The following is an 18,299-nucleotide window of genomic DNA, read 5'->3' as shown; positions in this document are numbered from 1 at the left end:
AAAAATTATTCAGCAATCATGCCACCTTCACGTGACGAAAAATCATTGCTATCTTTTACAAGTTTAAAACTAAAACTTTCAGATTGTTTTTTAAGTATATTTATTTTAGTTGTAGAACCTTCAATTTGGGCTAATGCAAACGCTAAAAAAGGTTCGTTTTCATCACCAATAATACCGTAATTTAAGTTGTTTTCTTCAAACTCAATATCTGGCGTTAAACCTGTTTGTGGTACTTTAATACCGTTTTTATTTACACCATCGGCAATTAATGGTTGCATTGCATAGGTGTGATTTGGGTTAGCGCCTTCGCGCCTGTAATCATTGTTAGGAGAATCATAAACTGTTCTTGAAGCTTGTGTTTTTCCGGTAGTGTTAGTGCCTATTTGCACTACATCAATATATGGGTTTAAACCATTAATTAAACCCTCACTTGCCGATGCAGATGTGCTTGTTGTTAATACATAAACTTGATTTAAACCTAGGCTGTTTAAAGCATTGCCGTTATCAATTTTATCAGTAAAATTAAAATTACTATCGTTAAAATTGCTGTTATAAATAAGTTTTGTGAACAATTGGTTTGTAAATTGCCCAGTTATTAAACTGGCTAAATAAGTTTCTATTAAAACGCTTCCGCCAGGGTTGTAGCGTAAATCTACCACTAAATGTTGTACGTTGTTAGCTTTAAAATTACCAAAAACATTATTTAATTCGTTTTCATAATTTGAAGTAAAACCGTTAAACATTAAATATCCAACGTTTTGTCCGTTTACTTCAAAAATGTTGGTGTTGTAAATAGGGTTTTCAACATATTCAGCCTTGGTAAGCGTAATGCTTTGGTTGCTGCTTTCAACAGTATCATCAGTAGTTTCTGTTGTGCCATTATTATTATAATTGGCAAAATTTAAGGTGTACGTTTCGGGGTTAAATAGGTTTAAATTATTATCTGTTTCAGAATTGTAAAAAAGAGCTTCACCATTAACAGCATTAAAAATATCACCACGTTTTAAACCTTTGTTATCGGCATCACTATTAGGTAAAACCAACCTCACAACACCATAAAGTTTTGAGTTGCTATTAGGTTGAAAAAATAACCTGAATTCCATGCCATTTGTACCTCTTATGCCTTGAAACTGTCGTTCTAATTCAAAATAATCATCAACAATCCAACTAAATCTATCTACGTTTTGTCTATCAAAAATTAAGCTTTCAAATAATGTTTCGGGTGTTTCAAAACTGTTTAAGTAGTTGGCATATTCAGCATTACCTGTAAATCTGTCATTATCTAAATCAGAAACATTGTCTTTATATAAATAATACCTGTGCATGCCTTTGTAAACAAAATCGTTTATTTGGCTGGCGCTTACAGTGTCATCATCGTTATCTTCAAAGCAGCTTACAAAAGTTATAGCCAATAAGCATATAAGGTATAGTTTTATGTTTTTCATAGTGCAATTTTCTACATTTAGTAGTATTTAAAAACCTAAAATTACACACAAAATTGTGTAACTAAAAATAAAAGCTTGTATTACAACTAAAATATAAGTGTTTAATGGGCTTAAATATTAGTTTAAAGGGATGTTAAAATTGTTTTTTTGAAAAAAAATAAAAGCTGTGTAACAAAAAAGTAAATGGCTCGTCGTAATTACAAATAGCCCAAAAAGCTAACAAACCAAACCACCAAAAAATGACTCAAAGTGAGTTTTTAAATATTGTAATGCCTTTTAAAGATAAAGTATTTCGTTTAGCAAAACGTTTACTAATATCTACAGAAGAGGCCGAAGATGCCACACAAGAAGTACTTTTAAAACTTTGGAATAACAAAACCAAAATGCAAGAGTACAAAAATGTTGAAGCGTTTTCAATGACCATGACAAAAAACTTTTGTTTTGATAAGTTGAAATCTAAACAAGCACAAAATTTAAAAATTGTGCATAGTAATTATGAAGACGGAAACACATCATTACAAAAACAGGTTGAACTTAATGATAGCGTAAATTGGGTAGAAAAAATTATAGAAGATTTACCAGAACAACAACGAATGATTATTCAATTAAGAGATATTGAAGAATATGATCTTGATGAAATAGCAAAAATGCTAGATATGAATAACACGGCAGTACGTGTAGCCTTATCTAGAGCCAGAAAAGCAATAAGAGAAAAATTAACTAATACACATAATTATGGTATTAAATAATATAGAAAAATTAATAGAAAAGTACGAGAACGGTGAAACCACCCTAAATGAAGAAGCGCAGTTAAAACACTATTTTTCGCAAGAAACTGTAGCACCACATTTAGAAATGTACAAACCCATGTTCAACTATTTTTTGTTAAATAAGCAAGAGCAGTTTACTAAAAACGTTCCATTAAAAACTAAAAAAACATTTAATTATAAATGGATTTCTGTTGCAGCAGTGGCGGTTCTTATGCTAGGGTTTTATTTAAATTCAAATGTATTTAATACAAATGATTGTAATGAGTTAGGTACTTATTGCGAACCCGAACAAGCTCTAAACGAAGTATCAAAGCAATTAGCAATGATTTCAAACCACTTTAATAAAGGCACACAAAGTGTAAATTATTTAAATACGTTTGAAAAAGGCGCAGCAACCCTTGGGTACTTAAACGAAGTAGAGAACACAACCAGTATTATTTTTAAAAAGTAAAAAATTAAAAAAAAATGAAATCAACAATAAATTTAAGAACAATAGCAATGAAAAAGAGAATAATAATAGCAATAATGGCCATAATGTTGTTGCCATTAACAGCCGTAGCACAAAGCAATATTTTTGAAAAATATAGCGATAATGCCGATGTAACTTATGTATCAATAAAACCAAAAATGTTTCAAATGATAGCAAAAATGGGAATTGATGTAGAAGATCCTGAAGCTAAAGCATACATTGATATGGTTAAAAGTATAACCAGTTTTAAAACCATAGTAACAGATAATAAAGCTATATCTGGTGATATTTCAAAATGGGTAAAATCACGCTCAAGCGCTTTAGATGAGTTAATGGAAGTAAAAGATGATGGCACCGAAGTTAAGTTTTATGTAAAAGAAGGTAAAGATGCAGACCACGTTAAAGAACTTTTAATTTTTGTAAACGGTATTGATAAAGTAATGGATGATAAAATTGAAATTAACGGTAAAGAACGTAAAATTGAAACCGTAGTGGTGTCTCTTACTGGTGATATTAATTTAAATGAAATATCAAAACTTACAAATAAAATGAACATTCCTGGAGGCCAACACCTTAACGATAAATAATAACAAATACATCATCATCAATCATGCAACGAACTTTTAAATATTTATGCTTAACCATTTTAACCGCAGTTTTATTAATAAGCTGTGGTAATGGTGAAAGCCTACAGCGTTATTACGTTGATAACCAAGAGAATTCAAATTTTATATCGCAAGATTTTCCAATATCAATGTTAAATATTGATAAATCGAACTTTACAGATGCTCAAGAAGAAGCCTATAATTCTGTGCAAAAACTTAATTTTTTAGGTTTTAATGCTTCTGAAGATAATATTGAAAATTATACTGCAGAAATTACCAAAGTAAAAAATATTTTAAGCCATGAAAAGTACAACGACCTTATGGAAGTTAGTGATAAAGGCCGAAAAATAATGGTTAAATATATTGGTGAAGATGATACAGCCGATGAAGTAGTTGTTTTTGCAACAGACAAAAATATGGGGTTTGGTATTGTACGCGTTTTAGGTAATGATATGAATCCTGAAAAAATTGGTGTATTAATTAATAGTTTACAAAATGCCGATGTTGATGGTGCACAAATTGAGCGTATTATGAATTTTTTTAAATAATAAAACACTCATTCTAAATAAAAAAAAGGTTTACCAAATGGTAAACCTTTTTTATTTCTTTTTATTTAATTCTTCATTGTCTTTTTTAACAAAATTTTTTGCGGTAATTAAATTAAGTACAATAGCTAAAAATGCTAATGTTAATAAAGTTAAAACAATAAAATTATTAAGCGCATCTAACATACCAGCAACAAAAAAAACTACAGCTATAAATCCGCAAAGTAGTATAGATTGTTTGTCGCTTAGCATAAATTGTTAAATATTAAATTCCTGTATAGTTGCTAGGTGTAATACGTTTTAATTCGTCTTTTATTGTATTGTTTACCTCTAAAGTATCAATAAAATTTGAAATAGAGTCTTTATTTATAGCTTCATTTGTTCTTGTTAAGCCTTTTAAAGCTTCATAAGGGTTTGGGTAGCCTTCTCTTCGTAAAATAGTTTGAATAGCTTCAGCTACTACAGCCCAATTATTTTCAAGGTCTTGGGCAAATTTACCTTCGTTTAAAAGTAATTTGTTTAAGCCTTTTAAAGTAGATTTAAAACCAATTATAGTGTGCCCAAATGGTACACCAACATTACGTAAAACTGTACTATCAGTTAAATCACGTTGTAATCTGGAAATTGGAAGTTTAGCTGATAAATGTTCAAAAATAGCATTAGCAATACCTAAATTTCCTTCACTATTTTCAAAATCAATAGGGTTTACTTTATGTGGCATTGCAGAGCTACCAACTTCACCTTTTTTAATTTTTTGTTTGAAATAGTCCATTGAAACATACGTCCACACATCTCTGTCTAAATCAATTAAAATAGTGTTAATGCGTTTTAGGCAATCAAATAACGCAGCCATATGGTCATAGTGTTCAATTTGCGTAGTTGGAAATGAGTGGTGTAACCCTAATTTTTCTTGAACAAAACTAGATCCAAAAGCTTTCCAATCTATTTCGGGGTATGCAACATTGTGTGCATTAAAATTACCAGTAGCACCACCAAATTTAGCGGCACTTGGTATATCATTTAACAAATTAAATTGTTCTTCTAAGCGGGTTACAAAAACCTGAATTTCTTTACCTAAACGTGTTGGAGAAGCTGGTTGACCATGTGTTCTTGCTAACATTGGTACAGCTTTCCATTCTTCAGATAGTTCTTTTAATCTTTTTAAAACTTCAAAATATTCAGGCACATAAACATCATTCATAGCTTCCTTAATACTTAATGGTATTGCGGTGTTGTTTATGTCTTGTGATGTTAATCCAAAATGAATAAATTCTTTGTATTGTGATAATCCTAAGGCATCAAATTTTTCTTTTATAAAATATTCAACAGCTTTAACATCGTGGTTTGTTACACTTTCAATATCTTTTATGGCCAAGGCATCTTCCGCAGAAAATGTTTTGTAAATGGCTCTTAAATCGTTAAAAACAGCGGTATCAACGTCTTTTAATTGCGGTAACGGAATTTCGCATAAGGCAATAAAATATTCAATTTCAACTAAAACGCGGTATTTAATAAGTGCTTCTTCAGAAAAAAAAGGGGCTAAGGCGTTTGCTTTGTTTCTATAACGACCATCAATTGGTGAAATGGCATTTAATACAGATAATGACATAGTGTAATTTGATTTTTAACAAGTTGCAAAGATAGTTTTTTTAATGAATTAGCAGTTGAAATATAAATTTTCAAAACTTAAAAAAGTAGAAACTGTTTCAAAATTATTTCAACTTTTTAAGTATTTGTTTTGCCCTTGCTTTAAAGGCAGCACTTTGTTGGTTAAAATCACGCTCTAAAATGGTAATAAGTTCGGGGTAAACCCAATCAAACTCTTTTCCAAAAATATAAAGCGTTGTCATGCTGTATGCTTTTGGGGCTACTTTTTCATCATTAATTAAATAATCAAAACACGTTTCAATTATTAGCTCTTTGTGGGTTTGGGTTAAGGCGTTTGTTATTTTTTTATGGTTGTTTTTGTAGGCTATAGCAATAAGTTCGCAAACTTTTGCAACGGGTCTTACGGCAGCATCAATGTGTACATGCTTAATATTTTGGGTAAATGTGCTTAAGTGTGGTACTACAAAATCAATGTTTTTACTGCACATAAACTCAAAAACCCAAGCGGCTCTTGGCGAAATTTTATCGTCAACCATAAATAAAATATCAAGTAGTTTTGGTATTAAATTAGGGGTATTAATTATTAAATTAGCGTAGTAGTTACGTTTTTCGCGCGAGTGATTTACGTAATTTAATTCGTTATAAAGTTCGGTGGCTGTCAAAATCTAATTTCATATTTTTATAACCTAAAAGTATTAAAAATGAAAATTATAAAAAAGGTATTATTAGCACTTGTTGTTTTATTAATAATTGCCCAATTTTTTGGTCCAGAAAAAAACAATGGAAATGCAGCGTCTATAGATGCATTTTATGCTGAGACTAACCCACCAGAAGATGTGAAATTAATTTTGAAAAACGCCTGTTTTGATTGCCATAGTAATGTTACACGCTACCCATGGTACAACAGTATAACACCACTTAATTATTGGTTAAATCATCATGTTGAAGAAGGTAAAGAGCATTTTAATGTTTCAAATTGGGAAGGCAATTCTTTAAAACGAAAAGACCATAAATTTGAAGAACTTATTGAAGAGGTTGAAGAAGGTAAAATGCCTTTAGATTCTTATACATGGACGCATGCCGATGCTAAACTAACGCCAGAGCAAGTTAATGCTTTAATTACCTGGGCAAAACAAGTGCGTACATCGTACGATTTGAAACAAAAACCAGAGTAAATCTTTAAAATTTTCAAAAACTAAAAATTCCAAAACCCAAGTATAGAAGCGCTTTGGGTTTTGGAATTTAATTTTTTATATTGTGAATATAGCCTTATGAGTAATACCTTGCTAATTATTGGTTTTGTTTGGCCCGAGCCCAAAAGTTCGGCAGCAGGTAGCAGAATGTTGCAACTTATTGAAACGTTTCAATTAGCTAATTACAAAATAACTTTTGCCAGTGCTTGTGCAAAAACCAGTAATGCGTTTAACCTAGAAAGCATTGGGGTTACGCAAGTTTCAATTCAATTAAACAATAGTAGTTTTGATGCTTTTATAAAGCAACTAAACCCCAAAATAGTTATGTTTGATAGGTTTATGACCGAAGAACAGTTTGGGTGGCGCGTTACTGAACAATGTCCTGAAGCACTTAAAATTTTAGACACTGAAGATTTACATTGTTTACGCAAAGGAAGACACCAAGCTTTTAAAGATGGGGCTGTTTTTAACAAAGCATATTTGTTTAATACCATTGCTAAGCGCGAAATAGCAAGTATTTACCGTTGCGATTTAAGTATTATGATTTCTGAAGCTGAAATAGATATACTTAAAACAAATTTTAATGTAAACCAATCTCTATTGTGCTATTTACCATTTTTATTAGAACAAATTCCTGAAAATGACATAAAACAATTAAAATCATTTTCAGAAAGATCACATTTTATAACCATTGGTAATTTTTTGCATGAACCCAATTATAACGGTGTTTTGTATTTAAAACAAAATATATGGCCACTTATAAAAAAACAATTACCAAATGCCGAAATGCATATTTATGGCGCCTATGCTAGCGAAAAAGTAAATCAATTACATAATAAAAAAGAAGGTTTTTTAATAAAAGGGTTTGCTGAAGGTGTTGCCAAAGTTATGCAACAAGCCAAAGTGTGTTTAGCGCCTTTGCAGTTTGGTGCTGGTTTAAAAGGCAAGCTTGTTGATGCTATGCAAAATGGTACGCCATGTGTAACCACACATATTGGGGCAGAAGGGATGTTTGAAAATTTACCACCTAATGGTTTTGTAGAAAACTCAGTAAAACAGTTTGCCCAAAAAGCGGTTGAATTATATACAAATGAAACCCTTTGGAAAGAAAAACAACATAACGGGTTTGAGGTAGTAAATAACAGATTTAATAAAAATAACTTTCAAACTAAATGTATTGAAAAGATTGATTTTTTATTGCAAAATTTACAATCACACAGACTTAATAACTTTACAGGGCAAATGCTTCAGCATCACACACTACAAAGCACTAAGTTTATGAGTAAATGGATTGAAGCTAAAAACACTAAATAACAACATGTTACAAAACAGTTTATTTAATGAACAGCCTGAAATAATAGACTTCAATTTACCTGATGCTAATGTAGTGTTGTATGATAATTTTTTTACTTCGGAAGAATCAAATAAATTATTAAATAGTTTAAAAACATCCATTAAATGGCAGCAAGATCAAGTTAAGTTTTATGGTAAAATAATTGATGTACCAAGGCTTACAGCACTATATGGAGAAACAAATGATGTTTATAAATATTCCGGATTAACATTTTATCCGCATGCATGGACAAACGATTTACAGTTTATAAAAAAACGTGTAGAAACTGTGGCAAATGTAAAGTTTACTAGTTGTTTGTTAAACTACTACAGAAACGGTAATGATAGTATGGATTGGCATCAAGACAATGAAAAAGAGTTGGGTGAAAATCCCGTTATTGCATCGGTAACTTTTGGAGAAACACGCACATTTCAGCTAAAACACTTAACTAAAACAAATTTAAAGCGGGTTGATATTCCTTTAAAACACGGTAATTTTTTATTAATGCAAGGTAAAACCCAGCATTTCTGGAAACACAAAATACCTAAAACCAAAAAACAAATTAATTCAAGAATAAATCTTACTTTTAGAATTATTAAAAACCAATACAAGTGAACTGGATTTTGTTAATTATTGCAGGCTTATTTGAGGTGGCTTTTGCTGCGTGTTTGGGAAAAGTAAAAGAAACAACAGGAAACCAAGCAACCTATTGGTTTATAGGGTTTTTAGTGTGTTTAGCTATTAGCATGTTGTTATTGGTAAAAGTTACAAAAACCTTACCCATTGGAACCGCTTATGCCGTTTGGACGGGTATAGGTGCTGTTGGAACCGTGCTAGTGGGCATTTTTGTATTTAAAGAGCCCGCTACATTTTGGCGTTTGTTTTTTATAACAACTTTAATAATATCAATTATTGGGCTAAAATTTGTGGCAAATTAAAGTTTTGTAATAAGTGTTTTTACGCCCGTTGTGGCAGGTTCTGCAATAACCGTTAAGTTTTTATTTTGTGTTATAGCAGGGTTGGGGTCTATAAAATAAATGGGTACATTATTTTTTACATAGTTAATTAAACCGGCAGCAGGGTATACTTGCATTGATGTGCCAATAATTACCAAAATATCGGCGGTTTCGCAAATTGTAATGGCTTTTTCAATCATGGGTACATCTTCACCAAACCAAACTATATGTGGCCGCAGTTGATGCCCTTTTTTACATAAATCGCCTAAAACTAAATCGGTTTTCCATTCTTGTATATCGGTTTCATCAACGGTGCTTCTTACTTTTAAAAGTTCGCCATGTAAATGAATAACGTTTGTACTGCCACCACGCTCATGTAAATCATCAACATTTTGGGTTATAATGGTTACTTTATAATTGTTTTCAAGCGCTGCTAAATCTTTATGCGCGCTGTTAGGTTCAACCTCAAATAATTGTTTGCGTCTTTGGTTGTAAAAATCTAAAACTAGTTTGGGGTTGGCGGCATAACCTTGTGGAGATGCTACTTCCATAACATCATGCCCTTCCCAAAGTCCGCCAGCATCTCTAAACGTTTTTACACCACTTTCGGCACTAATACCAGCACCAGTAAGCACTACTAAATGTTGTTTCATAGATATAAAAATAAGTAATCTGTTTTTGTAAACAAAGCCATCAATCTTTTTAAGTTTATTACATTTGAATTATGATAGATTTAGAACTTTTAAAACATTTAGAAACTTTTTTAACTGAAAATAGGCGCCAAAGGTTTAACCAAGTTTTACCACAGCGTACCAAACATTTTACGGTAGCTACCGAAGATGTTTATCAGCTACACAATACCAGTGCTGTTATAAGAAGTTGTGATGTTTTTGGCATACAAGAAGTGCATATTGTTGAAGAACAAAATACCAAACGCATTGATAGAGAAATTGCTATGGGTGCACAAAAATGGATAGACTTGCAGCGTTATAATTCTGTTAAAAGTTGTATTGAAAATTTAAAAGCAGAAGGCTATCAAATTGTAGCAACTACACCACACACCAATGATTGCGAATTGCATGATTTTGATGTAACAAAAAAGTCTTGTTTTTTCTTTGGAAGAGAAACCGAAGGTTTATCTGAAGCTGTTATTGAAGCAGCAGATAGTTACTTAAAAATACCCATGTTTGGCTTTACAGAAAGTTTAAATATATCGGTTTCAGCAGCAATTATTTTGCAACATGTTACCACAAAGTTGCGAAAAACCAATGTAAATTGGCAGCTAACGCAAAATGAAATAAATGCAAAAAAAATAGATTGGATAGCTAAAACTGTTAAGAGTTATGATGAAATTGTAGCACGTTTTTATAATAAATCATAAATTTTTGTAAATTTAGTAAACTAACTAAAACCAAAAATTATGTATACTCTCCTTTACGTTATATTGGCGCTGGTTGTTGTTTTTGCAATTTTAGCGTTAATAGCACCAAAAAAATATCATGTTTTTAGAAGTGTTGAAATAGAAAAACCGCTAACCGATGTTTTTAATTATTTAAAGTTTATAAAAAACCAAGATGCGTGGTCTCCGTGGAAGAAAAAAGATCCTGATATGGATCAAGATTTTGAAGGTGTTGATGGCGAAGTTGGTTTTATATCTAGATGGAATGGTAATAAAGATGTAGGCTCAGGTGAACAGGAAATAAAGCGTATTGTTAAAGATAATGTTGTAGAGTCTGAATTGCGTTTTTTTAGGCCATGGAAATCAGAATCTGATGCTTATTTAAAAGTTGAATATTTAAGTGATAATAAAACTAAGGTTGTGTGGGGGTTTTCAGGGAAAAACAAATTTCCATTCAGTATTTTTATGTTGTTTTTTAACATGGATAAAGCCGTAGGAAAAGATTTTGATGAAGGTTTAACGGCTTTAAAAGCTATTTTAGAATCATAAAAAATTACAAACGATTATTTCTGCCTCTACTAAGTACTTTGTATTCTTCGTAGCACTCACTAATAGCATCAAGTATTTGTAAATCGTTGGCAGTTTGTATAAAACCCTTTGAGTAGTTGCATTGGGTTACAATTTCGTCTAAATCAATCTTTTCAACTTTAAGTAAAGCAGTAAGCATTTCTCTGTCAAATTTTGAAGCTAATAAGTTTCTAATTTCATCATCTTGCTTCATTTTTTTAAGCTTACGTAACTCATTAGGTTTTTTACCAAACATGCGGTGTAAAAAATCTGCCGGATTAAAAATAGAGCCAATTATTTTGTTTATTGCTGTTGGTTTAGAAGCTTCATAGCCTGTATGTAAACCAGATATTTGGTAGCGGTAATTGCTGTTAGGTTCTGGTACTTGTTTAATATCAACCTCTAAATAACCTGTAAGCCTTAATTGGTTTACAACAACTTCTTCTAAAGCTTCGGCTAATTCAGTAAGTTTAATTTCAGAGCTTCCAAACTTCAACCAATCGTTTGTTACTCTAACTTTTATAGATTTATAGCCTAAGTACGAAAAATGTAAAGTATCATTAACTTCTGCAGCAATACTAAATTCTCCTTTATCATTTGTAATTGTTCCTGTAACTTGGTTAAGGTTTACAATGTTTACACTTTCTAAAGGTTTGTTTTTTGAAGCGCTTAAAACTACCCCAATAGCGCGTTTTCCATCTTGGGCGTGCAAAGTAGCCAATGAAAAAAATAGGCAAATAGTAAGGAGTAAGTATTTTTGCATTTTATTGAAATATAACAATTTTAGTATAAAAGTACTAAACAAAATATTAACATATGGTTTTGTTTGGTTTTTTGACTAAAAATTAACAAAACAAACTGTATTATACAGGTTTTTTAATGAAATTTTATAAAAAAAGCAAAGCGCTTAAATGGATGATATTTAAAATGCTTTGCTTTTTTTTTTTAAATTTATGGGTGCTTATCTTCTTGAGCGTCTTGGGCGAGATGCACCAAAGTTTCCGCTGTTAGAGTTGTTGCGTTTACCACCTGAGCGTTTACCGTCGTTGTTTTTACTACCTGAAAAATTACGTTTTTTTCCGCCACCGCCTTTCCGATCGCGTTTTCTTCCACGACTTCGGTTTTCAGAAACTTCAACATTTACATAACGTCCGTTGTGTTTGTAATCTGTAAAAAAGTCTAAAACTTTTTGTTGGTGTTCATTTTCGGTATTAAAAAATGAAAAACTGTCTTTGGTTTCAACTTTAAAAACATCATCTCTACCAAGTTCTAAAACTTCTTTTAAAAAGTCTTTTAAACTCATCCAGTCAAAGCCATCTTTTCTTCCAACGTTAATAAAATAACGTGTAGAATTGCCACCACTACTTTCGGCTCTACCATTATCTGCTACGTTTAAATCTCTAGATTTTTGGTAATAGTTGTAAAAACGTGTAAATTCTACAGAGAAGAATTTTTTAATTAATTCATCTTTACTAGTGTCTTCAAACAACTGGTTAATATTATCAAGATGCTTGTCTATAGCATGGTTAACCTCTGTGTTGTGAATTTTATTGGCAAGTGCCATAAGCTGAATTTCGCAAATAACAGACCCATCAGGTATGTTTTTCTTTTCAAACTGCTTTTTTATAATGCGCTCAATGCTTTTAATTTTTCTAACTTCACTTTTAGAAATAATTACCATTGAAACACCTGTTTTTCCGGCGCGTCCTGTTCTACCAGAGCGGTGGGTATAGGTTTCAATTTCATCGGGCAATTGGTAATTTATAACGTGAGTAACATCATCAACATCAATACCACGTGCAGCAACATCGGTAGCCACTAACATTTGTATTTGGTTGTTTCTAAAGGCTTTCATTACTAAATCGCGCTGGTTTTGGCTTAAATCGCCGTGTAAAGCGCCTGCGTTGTAACCATCTTCAATAAGTTGTTCTGCAACCTTTTGTGTATCGCGTTTAGTTCTACAAAATACAACCGAAAATATATCAGGGTTAGCATCGGCTAAACGTTTTAAAGCTTGGTAACGATCGCGCGAGTTTACTAAATAATACTCATGCGATACATTTTTACTACCTTCATTTTTATGGCCAACCGTAATTTCTTTTGGGTTATGCATAAATTCTTTAGCAATAGTAGCCACCTCTTTAGGCATTGTTGCCGAAAATAACCAGGTACTTTTATCATTTGGCGTGTGTGATAAAATGTTTGTAATATCTTCATAAAAGCCCATATTTAACATTTCATCGGCTTCATCTAAAACGCTGTATTCAATTTTAGAAATATCAACCATTCTGCGGTTAATCATGTCTTTCATTCTACCCGGTGTAGCTACAATAATTTGCGCACCACGTTTTACCTGTTTAGCTTGGTCTGTAATGCTTGCACCACCATAAATAGCTGTAACATTTAAACCTTTGCAATATTTACCGTAAAGTTTAAGTTCATTAGCAATTTGTAGACAAAGCTCGCGCGTTGGTGATAAAATTAAACCTTGTGTGGTACGGCTATCTACATTAATTTTTTGTAACATAGGAAAACCAAAAGCAGCCGTTTTACCAGTTCCTGTTTGGGCTAATGCCACTAAATCTGTTTCTTCTTCTAATAAAATAGGAATGGCTTTTTGTTGCACCTCACTTGGTGTTTCAAAGCCTAAATCTGTAATGGCTTGCAATAGATTATCTTGCAAACCTAAGTTTGAGAATGTGCTCATTGTTTGAGTTTAAGTAATGTGGTTATGTTATGTAGTGTTACATAAAGAAGTGAACCGACATACTTAAAAAACTAAACCTTCTTGTAACACAGCCTCACCCTGAGGCATTTTAAAAATGAAACTCTAAGCTAATGTAAACGTCTATTTTACATCTTATTATAAACAAGTTTCAGCCGGCAAAGATACATATTTATTTATCATTTACGTGTAAATAGCATGTTTTATAAATATTAATATTTTTTTTGGCGTTTTAACACGCTTTCACTACTCAATCTTTTTGCTTAGGCAAAAAGGATTTCAAACAAGCCGTTCAATCGTTAACGCACGTACCAGCAATCTTAATTTTTAAACATTAATAATTATTACTTTTTTAAGTTTTTTATACGCTCCAACAAAGTAGGGTGCGAGTAGTGCATAAACACATACGCCGGGTGTGGCGTTAAATTACTCAAACTATTTTTAGAAAGTTTTTTTAAACTACTAATTAAAGGTTTGGCTTTAAAAGTGTTTTTAGCATAATCATCAGCTTGATATTCAAATTTTCTAGAAAATACATTCATAATTAAACCTGTAATTTCTGAAATAGGCGTGTAGAGCATCATAAACGCAATTAAACCCACATGAAAACTAGCCGTTTCAACACCCAAAGCTTGTGATAGTAGCGGGTTTGCAATAAATAAAGATAAAATATAAAGCGTTAAACCAGTTAGCAAAATGGACGTTACTAAATTAAAAATAATGTGTTTCCTTTTGTAATGACCAACCTCGTGGGCTAAAACCGCTACAATTTCATCATCATCTAAATCATTAATTAAAGTATCATAAAGTGTTACACGTTTTTCACTACCAAAGCCCGAAAAATAAGCATTAGCTTTTGTGCTACGTTTAGAGCCATCAATTACAAAAATTTTATCAAGCTTAAAACCAACGGTATTAGCATATGCCGAAATTTTATCTCGTAATTCACCTGCTTCTAAAGGGGTTTGTTTGTTAAACAGCGGTACAATAAGTTTAGAGTAAAACATATTCATAAACACCGTAAAAAAAGTAACCAATGCCCAAGCATATAACCAAAAGTGTTTGCCTGTGGCATTGTAGAACCATATAATTACGGCTAATATGCCACCACCTAAAAAAGCACTCATTAACCAACCTTTTATTTTATCTAAAACAAAGGTTTTTTTGGTGGTTTTGTTGAAACCAAATTTTTCTTCAATTACAAATGTACTATAATATTCAAAAGGTGTGGTTAAAATATCACTTACAATCATTATAATACCAAAAAAAATAAGGGCAATTATAATAGGGTTTGTAGTATAACTTCTGGCAATATTATCAACAAACTCAAAACCATCAAAAAATAAAAAGCTTAAGGTTAAAATAATTGAGAATGTAGAGGTTAAAAAACCAAATTTGTATTTGGTAGCTTTATAATTTTGCGATTTTTTATAAGCTGCGGTATCATAAACGTCTTGTAATTCGGGTGGTAAAGCGTCATTAAAATGTTTAGCGTTTAGTGCATCAAGTATTTTGTCAATTATAAAATTGATGATTATTATGGCTATGATGATGTAAAAAAGGGTGGTAGAGGTCATTTACTATGTTGTTCTATTTGAATTTTGAATTTTTTTATCTAGACATAAATTTTGTAAAATGCTTTTAAAGTTTAGCATGAAAATGTTATTCAAAATTCCGTTGTCTTTTCGCTTCAAAAATAAGAATTCCTGCAGCAACTGATACGTTCATAGAATCTATTTCGCCTTGCATAGGTATAATAATATTTTGTGTAGCATTAATGCGCCATTGCTCACTTAAACCTGTGGCCTCTGTACCAACAACTATAGCGGTTGGTTTGGTAAAGTTTTGTGTATTATAAGCAACCGATTCTTGCAAAATAGCAGCGTAAATATTAATGTTTTTTAACTTCAAAAAATCAATAATTTCTTGTGTGTTTCCTGTAGCAACGTTATTTGTAAATAAACAACCAACGCTAGAGCGTATAATGTTTGGGTTGTACAAATCGGTTTTTGGGTTAGCAATAATTACGGCATCTACATTAGCGGCATCGGCAGTACGTAAAAGTGCACCAATATTTCCTGGTTTTTCGGGTGCTTCTGCAACTAAAATTAAAGGGTTTTGTGTATTAAATTTTAAATCATTTAAGTTATTTTCTTTCCATTTTGCAACGGCTAAAACACCTTCGGTAGTATCTCTATAAGCAAGTTTTTGGTATACTTCTTTTGATATTTCTATTACAGTTGTTTCCTTAGTGGAAAAATCATTAAGTGTAGTTTTATCAAACAATTCCGGATAAAACAAAATAGTTTCAATTTTGTAATTTCCTTTTATGGCAAGGGTAATTTCGCGTTGTCCTTCAATTAAAAACGTGCCAGAATTTTTTCTTTTTCTAGACTTTTCTTTTAACTGAATAAGGTTTTTTATAAAACTATTTTGGGTACTTGTTATTTCTTTCATAAAGTCTCGACTAAAGTAGTTCTTTTTGTGTAATTATGCACCGTAAAACATTTAACAAAAAATAAAATTACTGATAAAATGAACAAATTTTTTTTAATAGCCATAGCAGTATTATTTGCATCATGTAAAGAGCAAAAAAAAGAGGTTAGTGTTACTGAAACTGAACCTAAACAAGAAACTACAGTAGTAGAAAAAAAATATCCTGAAAATCTTGTAAATGTGTTTGACGCTCATGGAGGATTAAACAACTGGAAACAAATGCAGTTTTTAGAGTTTACAATGCCAAAACCAGACGGTGATGAAGTTACTACAACCAATTTGTATACAAGAAAATCTTTAATTAAAACCCCAAATCATGCTATTGGTTTTGATGGTGAAAATGTATGGTTACAAAAAAAAGAAGAAACAGAATTTAAAGGATATAGTCCAAAATTTTATTACAACTTAATGTTTTATTTTTATGCAATGCCTTTTGTTTTAGCTGATGATGGTATTGTGTATGGTGAAGCAAAACCTTTAGAGTTTGAAGGTAAAACCTATCCAGGAATAAGTATTTCGTATAATTCTGGCGTGGGTGAGTCTCCAGAAGATGAATATGTACTATACTACAACCCTGAAACTTATAAGATGGAATGGTTAGGTTACACCGTAACATTTTTTACACAAGAAAAAGAACAACAATTACATTTTAGACGTTACAGTGAGTGGCAAACGGTAAATGGTTTATTATTGCCAGCAAACAGCATTCGTTATAATTATGAAAATAATTTACCAACAACTATACACAGTGAAAATAAGTTTATAAATGTAAAAGTTTCAAGAAAAAAACCGGCAGATGCGTTATTTGAAAAATCAGCTAATGCTGAAATAGTTACAGAATAATTAATACTAAATGGTTTTAAATAAAAAAGCGGTTAATCAACACATTTGATTAACCGCTTTCTTTTTATCTATTTTTGAAGTTTTTTTGAGTAACGTTTCCAGAGTTTAGTTTGGTGGGTTTTTAAACTAATACCACGTCCATCAATAAAAGCGTGTGAAATTTTATTTGTTTTCATATCTAGGGCGTCACCTTCTGATATAAAAAGCGTAGCGCTTTTTCCGTTTTCTAAAGACCCATAATTATCATCAATACCTAAAATTTTAGCAGCGTTAAGTGTTATGAGTTGTAGTGCTAGTGCTTTGGTTAAACCATGAGCTACTGTTGTTCCTGCATAAAATGGCAGGTTTCGGGTGTTCATACGTTCCATATCTCCGCTGGTTTCTAAAGCAACAGTTAAGCCAGCATCAGTTAAAATTTTGGCTAATTTAAAAGGTAAATCGTAATCATTATCATCTAAATTAGGTAAAGAGTGCACACGCCTTAAAACTACAGGAACGTTATGTTTTTTTAGTAAATCTATTGTGTTTTCAGCCTGATAACCACCAACAATAACTATGTTTTGTAGTTTGTGCTTTTGGGTGAAATTTATAGCATCAATAATACCTTTTTCTTCATCAACATGAATAAATAGTTTTTTTGAACCATTAAAAACATCACTTAAAGCTTCAAAAGGTAAATGCGTAGTGGCTTTGCTGCCGTTTAAATAAGCTTTAGCGTTGCTAAAATATTCATGAATTTTTAAAATTTGCGTTTTGTATTCTTTGTTTTGTGAAACAACACCACGGCGTTGTTTAAAGTTTTGCGGCCAGTTTAAATGTACGGCATCATCAACTTTAACAGCAGCATCTTCCCAGTTCCAAGCATCAAATTGAACAACAGAAGATGTACCTGTAAGTCGTGCTCCACGAGGTGTTATTTGCCCTAAAAGTACACCGTTAGGTCTCATAGATTCTACAACTCTAGATTCGGCGTTATAAGCAATTAAGCTTCTAATGTTGGGGTTCCAATTACCTATTTCTGCATCGTCATCAGAAGCTCTTACGGCATCAATTTCAACTAAACCAAGAGTTGAATTAGGAACTATAAAGCCTGGGTAAACATGTTTGCCTTTGGCGTTTATAATTTCGCCTTTTCGTGCAATTTTGGTTAAAGCACTGCCAACGTATGTTATTTTGCCTTTTTCAAACATAATTAAGGCGTTTTCAATAACCTTACCGTTGCCTAAATGAGCAGTTGCACCTTCAATAGTTATGGCTTTGTTTTGTTTTGGTGCTGGTGTTTGTTGAGCAAAACCAATAAATAGGCTGAGTATAAATATGTATGTTATTATTTTTTTCATAGTAA

At 31.7% G+C, this 18,299-nt stretch carries 21 protein-coding genes; 11 read left to right on the top strand and 10 right to left on the bottom strand.

Annotated elements, in window-relative coordinates:
• Positions 1–5 precede the first annotated feature (5 nt).
• Positions 6–1,445, bottom strand: a complete 1,440-nt coding sequence (locus ACYX4H_RS01640; protein WP_476237476.1) for a S41 family peptidase — start codon at positions 1,443–1,445, stop codon at positions 6–8.
• Positions 1,446–1,684: 239 nt separating this feature from the next.
• Here ACYX4H_RS01640 and ACYX4H_RS01635 point away from each other — a divergent pair, with 239 nt between their 5' ends.
• The 4 genes from ACYX4H_RS01635 to ACYX4H_RS01620 are packed head-to-tail and all read left to right on the top strand — an operon-like array spanning position 1,685 to position 3,837.
• Complete coding sequence (locus tag ACYX4H_RS01635; RefSeq protein WP_476237475.1) at positions 1,685–2,194, top strand: RNA polymerase sigma factor; 510 nt, start codon at positions 1,685–1,687, stop codon at positions 2,192–2,194.
• On the top strand, positions 2,181–2,666 hold the full coding sequence (locus tag ACYX4H_RS01630; protein WP_475295443.1) for a hypothetical protein: 486 nt from the start codon (positions 2,181–2,183) through the stop codon (positions 2,664–2,666). The genes ACYX4H_RS01635 and ACYX4H_RS01630 overlap by 14 nt, the downstream gene beginning before the upstream one ends.
• Positions 2,667–2,680: 14 nt before the next feature.
• Positions 2,681–3,271, top strand: coding sequence for a DUF4252 domain-containing protein (locus ACYX4H_RS01625; RefSeq protein ID WP_476237474.1), 591 nt, complete (start codon positions 2,681–2,683; stop codon positions 3,269–3,271).
• Between the two features lie 23 nt (positions 3,272–3,294).
• Entirely contained in the window at positions 3,295–3,837 is a 543-nt protein-coding gene (locus ACYX4H_RS01620; protein WP_476237473.1) for a DUF4252 domain-containing protein, read from the top strand.
• 51 nt (positions 3,838–3,888) lie between these two features.
• Here the strand turns inward: ACYX4H_RS01620 and ACYX4H_RS01615 are convergent, their stop codons facing one another.
• From ACYX4H_RS01615 to ACYX4H_RS01605, 3 genes are all read right to left on the bottom strand, one after another.
• Positions 3,889–4,086 (bottom strand): hypothetical protein, encoded by a 198-nt coding sequence (locus tag ACYX4H_RS01615; RefSeq protein WP_475295440.1) that lies wholly within the window; start codon positions 4,084–4,086, stop codon positions 3,889–3,891.
• Positions 4,087–4,099: 13 nt separating this feature from the next.
• Positions 4,100–5,443 (bottom strand): adenylosuccinate lyase, encoded by a 1,344-nt coding sequence (gene purB, locus ACYX4H_RS01610; protein ID WP_476237472.1) that lies wholly within the window; start codon positions 5,441–5,443, stop codon positions 4,100–4,102.
• A 103-nt stretch (positions 5,444–5,546) separates the two neighbouring features.
• Complete coding sequence (locus tag ACYX4H_RS01605) at positions 5,547–6,104, bottom strand: adenylosuccinate lyase (protein WP_476237471.1); 558 nt, start codon at positions 6,102–6,104, stop codon at positions 5,547–5,549.
• 39 nt (positions 6,105–6,143) lie between these two features.
• Between ACYX4H_RS01605 and ACYX4H_RS01600 the strand changes: the two genes are divergently transcribed.
• From ACYX4H_RS01600 to ACYX4H_RS01585, 4 genes are all read left to right on the top strand, one after another.
• Positions 6,144–6,617, top strand: coding sequence for a heme-binding domain-containing protein (locus ACYX4H_RS01600; RefSeq protein WP_476237470.1), 474 nt, complete (start codon positions 6,144–6,146; stop codon positions 6,615–6,617).
• A gap of 96 nt (positions 6,618–6,713) precedes the next feature.
• Positions 6,714–7,949 (top strand): glycosyltransferase, encoded by a 1,236-nt coding sequence (locus tag ACYX4H_RS01595; protein ID WP_476237469.1) that lies wholly within the window; start codon positions 6,714–6,716, stop codon positions 7,947–7,949.
• Between the two features lie 4 nt (positions 7,950–7,953).
• Positions 7,954–8,583 carry an alpha-ketoglutarate-dependent dioxygenase AlkB family protein gene (locus ACYX4H_RS01590; protein ID WP_476237468.1) on the top strand — a complete coding sequence of 210 codons (630 nt, stop codon included), beginning with the start codon at positions 7,954–7,956 and terminating at the stop codon, positions 8,581–8,583.
• Positions 8,580–8,906: a DMT family transporter gene (locus tag ACYX4H_RS01585; RefSeq protein WP_476237467.1), complete on the top strand. Its 327-nt coding sequence runs from the start codon at positions 8,580–8,582 to the stop codon at positions 8,904–8,906. The genes ACYX4H_RS01590 and ACYX4H_RS01585 overlap by 4 nt, the downstream gene beginning before the upstream one ends.
• Here ACYX4H_RS01585 and ACYX4H_RS01580 read toward each other — a convergent pair.
• Complete coding sequence (locus ACYX4H_RS01580; RefSeq protein WP_476237466.1) at positions 8,903–9,577, bottom strand: SIR2 family NAD-dependent protein deacylase; 675 nt, start codon at positions 9,575–9,577, stop codon at positions 8,903–8,905. The genes ACYX4H_RS01585 and ACYX4H_RS01580 overlap by 4 nt on opposite strands.
• A gap of 71 nt (positions 9,578–9,648) precedes the next feature.
• Between ACYX4H_RS01580 and ACYX4H_RS01575 the strand changes: the two genes are divergently transcribed.
• Positions 9,649–10,305 carry a TrmH family RNA methyltransferase gene (locus ACYX4H_RS01575; protein WP_476237465.1) on the top strand — a complete coding sequence of 219 codons (657 nt, stop codon included), beginning with the start codon at positions 9,649–9,651 and terminating at the stop codon, positions 10,303–10,305.
• Positions 10,306–10,344: 39 nt separating this feature from the next.
• A complete protein-coding gene (locus ACYX4H_RS01570; RefSeq protein ID WP_476237464.1) occupies positions 10,345–10,872 on the top strand; it encodes an SRPBCC family protein in 528 nt (175 codons plus the stop codon).
• A 4-nt stretch (positions 10,873–10,876) separates the two neighbouring features.
• Here ACYX4H_RS01570 and ACYX4H_RS01565 read toward each other — a convergent pair whose 3' ends face one another.
• The 4 genes from ACYX4H_RS01565 to ACYX4H_RS01550 form a co-directional block, all read right to left on the bottom strand.
• Positions 10,877–11,653, bottom strand: a complete 777-nt coding sequence (locus ACYX4H_RS01565) for a carboxypeptidase-like regulatory domain-containing protein (protein WP_476237463.1) — start codon at positions 11,651–11,653, stop codon at positions 10,877–10,879.
• A gap of 198 nt (positions 11,654–11,851) precedes the next feature.
• Positions 11,852–13,597 carry a DEAD/DEAH box helicase gene (locus ACYX4H_RS01560; RefSeq protein ID WP_476237462.1) on the bottom strand — a complete coding sequence of 582 codons (1,746 nt, stop codon included), beginning with the start codon at positions 13,595–13,597 and terminating at the stop codon, positions 11,852–11,854.
• A 362-nt stretch (positions 13,598–13,959) separates the two neighbouring features.
• On the bottom strand, positions 13,960–15,192 hold the full coding sequence (locus tag ACYX4H_RS01555; protein WP_476237461.1) for a M48 family metallopeptidase: 1,233 nt from the start codon (positions 15,190–15,192) through the stop codon (positions 13,960–13,962).
• Positions 15,193–15,277: 85 nt separating this feature from the next.
• Positions 15,278–16,072: a TrmH family RNA methyltransferase gene (locus ACYX4H_RS01550; RefSeq protein ID WP_476237460.1), complete on the bottom strand. Its 795-nt coding sequence runs from the start codon at positions 16,070–16,072 to the stop codon at positions 15,278–15,280.
• 78 nt (positions 16,073–16,150) lie between these two features.
• On the opposite strand from ACYX4H_RS01550, the gene ACYX4H_RS01545 reads away from it, so the two are divergent.
• On the top strand, positions 16,151–16,954 hold the full coding sequence (locus ACYX4H_RS01545; RefSeq protein ID WP_476237459.1) for a DUF6503 family protein: 804 nt from the start codon (positions 16,151–16,153) through the stop codon (positions 16,952–16,954).
• 68 nt (positions 16,955–17,022) lie between these two features.
• On the opposite strand, the gene ACYX4H_RS01540 is transcribed toward ACYX4H_RS01545, so the two are convergent.
• The gene (locus ACYX4H_RS01540; RefSeq protein ID WP_476237457.1) at positions 17,023–18,294 is read right to left on the bottom strand and encodes an amidohydrolase family protein; all 1,272 of its coding nucleotides are present in this window, start codon (positions 18,292–18,294) and stop codon (positions 17,023–17,025) included.
• Positions 18,295–18,299 lie beyond the last annotated feature (5 nt).

This window comes from Seonamhaeicola sp. ABD4_340 (genome assembly GCF_056312135.1).
This window is presented reverse-complemented; position numbering and strand designations above follow the sequence as displayed.

Excerpts from the sequence above, each read along its gene's own strand:
- purB (WP_476237472.1), bottom strand. The coding sequence starts at position 5,443 with ATGTCATTATCTGTATTAAATGCCATTTCACCAATTGATGGTCGTTAT.
- ACYX4H_RS01565 (WP_476237463.1), bottom strand. The coding sequence starts at position 11,653 with ATGCAAAAATACTTACTCCTTACTATTTGCCTATTTTTTTCATTGGCT.
- ACYX4H_RS01550 (WP_476237460.1), bottom strand. The coding sequence starts at position 16,072 with ATGAAAGAAATAACAAGTACCCAAAATAGTTTTATAAAAAACCTTATT.
- ACYX4H_RS01570 (WP_476237464.1), top strand. The coding sequence starts at position 10,345 with ATGTATACTCTCCTTTACGTTATATTGGCGCTGGTTGTTGTTTTTGCA.
- ACYX4H_RS01580 (WP_476237466.1), bottom strand. The coding sequence starts at position 9,577 with ATGAAACAACATTTAGTAGTGCTTACTGGTGCTGGTATTAGTGCCGAA.
- ACYX4H_RS01545 (WP_476237459.1), top strand. The coding sequence starts at position 16,151 with ATGAACAAATTTTTTTTAATAGCCATAGCAGTATTATTTGCATCATGT.
- ACYX4H_RS01575 (WP_476237465.1), top strand. The coding sequence starts at position 9,649 with ATGATAGATTTAGAACTTTTAAAACATTTAGAAACTTTTTTAACTGAA.
- ACYX4H_RS01615 (WP_475295440.1), bottom strand. The coding sequence starts at position 4,086 with ATGCTAAGCGACAAACAATCTATACTACTTTGCGGATTTATAGCTGTA.
- ACYX4H_RS01560 (WP_476237462.1), bottom strand. The coding sequence starts at position 13,597 with ATGAGCACATTCTCAAACTTAGGTTTGCAAGATAATCTATTGCAAGCC.
- ACYX4H_RS01590 (WP_476237468.1), top strand. The coding sequence starts at position 7,954 with ATGTTACAAAACAGTTTATTTAATGAACAGCCTGAAATAATAGACTTC.
- ACYX4H_RS01640 (WP_476237476.1), bottom strand. The coding sequence starts at position 1,445 with ATGAAAAACATAAAACTATACCTTATATGCTTATTGGCTATAACTTTT.
- ACYX4H_RS01635 (WP_476237475.1), top strand. The coding sequence starts at position 1,685 with ATGACTCAAAGTGAGTTTTTAAATATTGTAATGCCTTTTAAAGATAAA.
- ACYX4H_RS01630 (WP_475295443.1), top strand. The coding sequence starts at position 2,181 with ATGGTATTAAATAATATAGAAAAATTAATAGAAAAGTACGAGAACGGT.
- ACYX4H_RS01625 (WP_476237474.1), top strand. The coding sequence starts at position 2,681 with ATGAAATCAACAATAAATTTAAGAACAATAGCAATGAAAAAGAGAATA.
- ACYX4H_RS01540 (WP_476237457.1), bottom strand. The coding sequence starts at position 18,294 with ATGAAAAAAATAATAACATACATATTTATACTCAGCCTATTTATTGGT.
- ACYX4H_RS01600 (WP_476237470.1), top strand. The coding sequence starts at position 6,144 with ATGAAAATTATAAAAAAGGTATTATTAGCACTTGTTGTTTTATTAATA.
- ACYX4H_RS01595 (WP_476237469.1), top strand. The coding sequence starts at position 6,714 with ATGAGTAATACCTTGCTAATTATTGGTTTTGTTTGGCCCGAGCCCAAA.
- ACYX4H_RS01555 (WP_476237461.1), bottom strand. The coding sequence starts at position 15,192 with ATGACCTCTACCACCCTTTTTTACATCATCATAGCCATAATAATCATC.
- ACYX4H_RS01620 (WP_476237473.1), top strand. The coding sequence starts at position 3,295 with ATGCAACGAACTTTTAAATATTTATGCTTAACCATTTTAACCGCAGTT.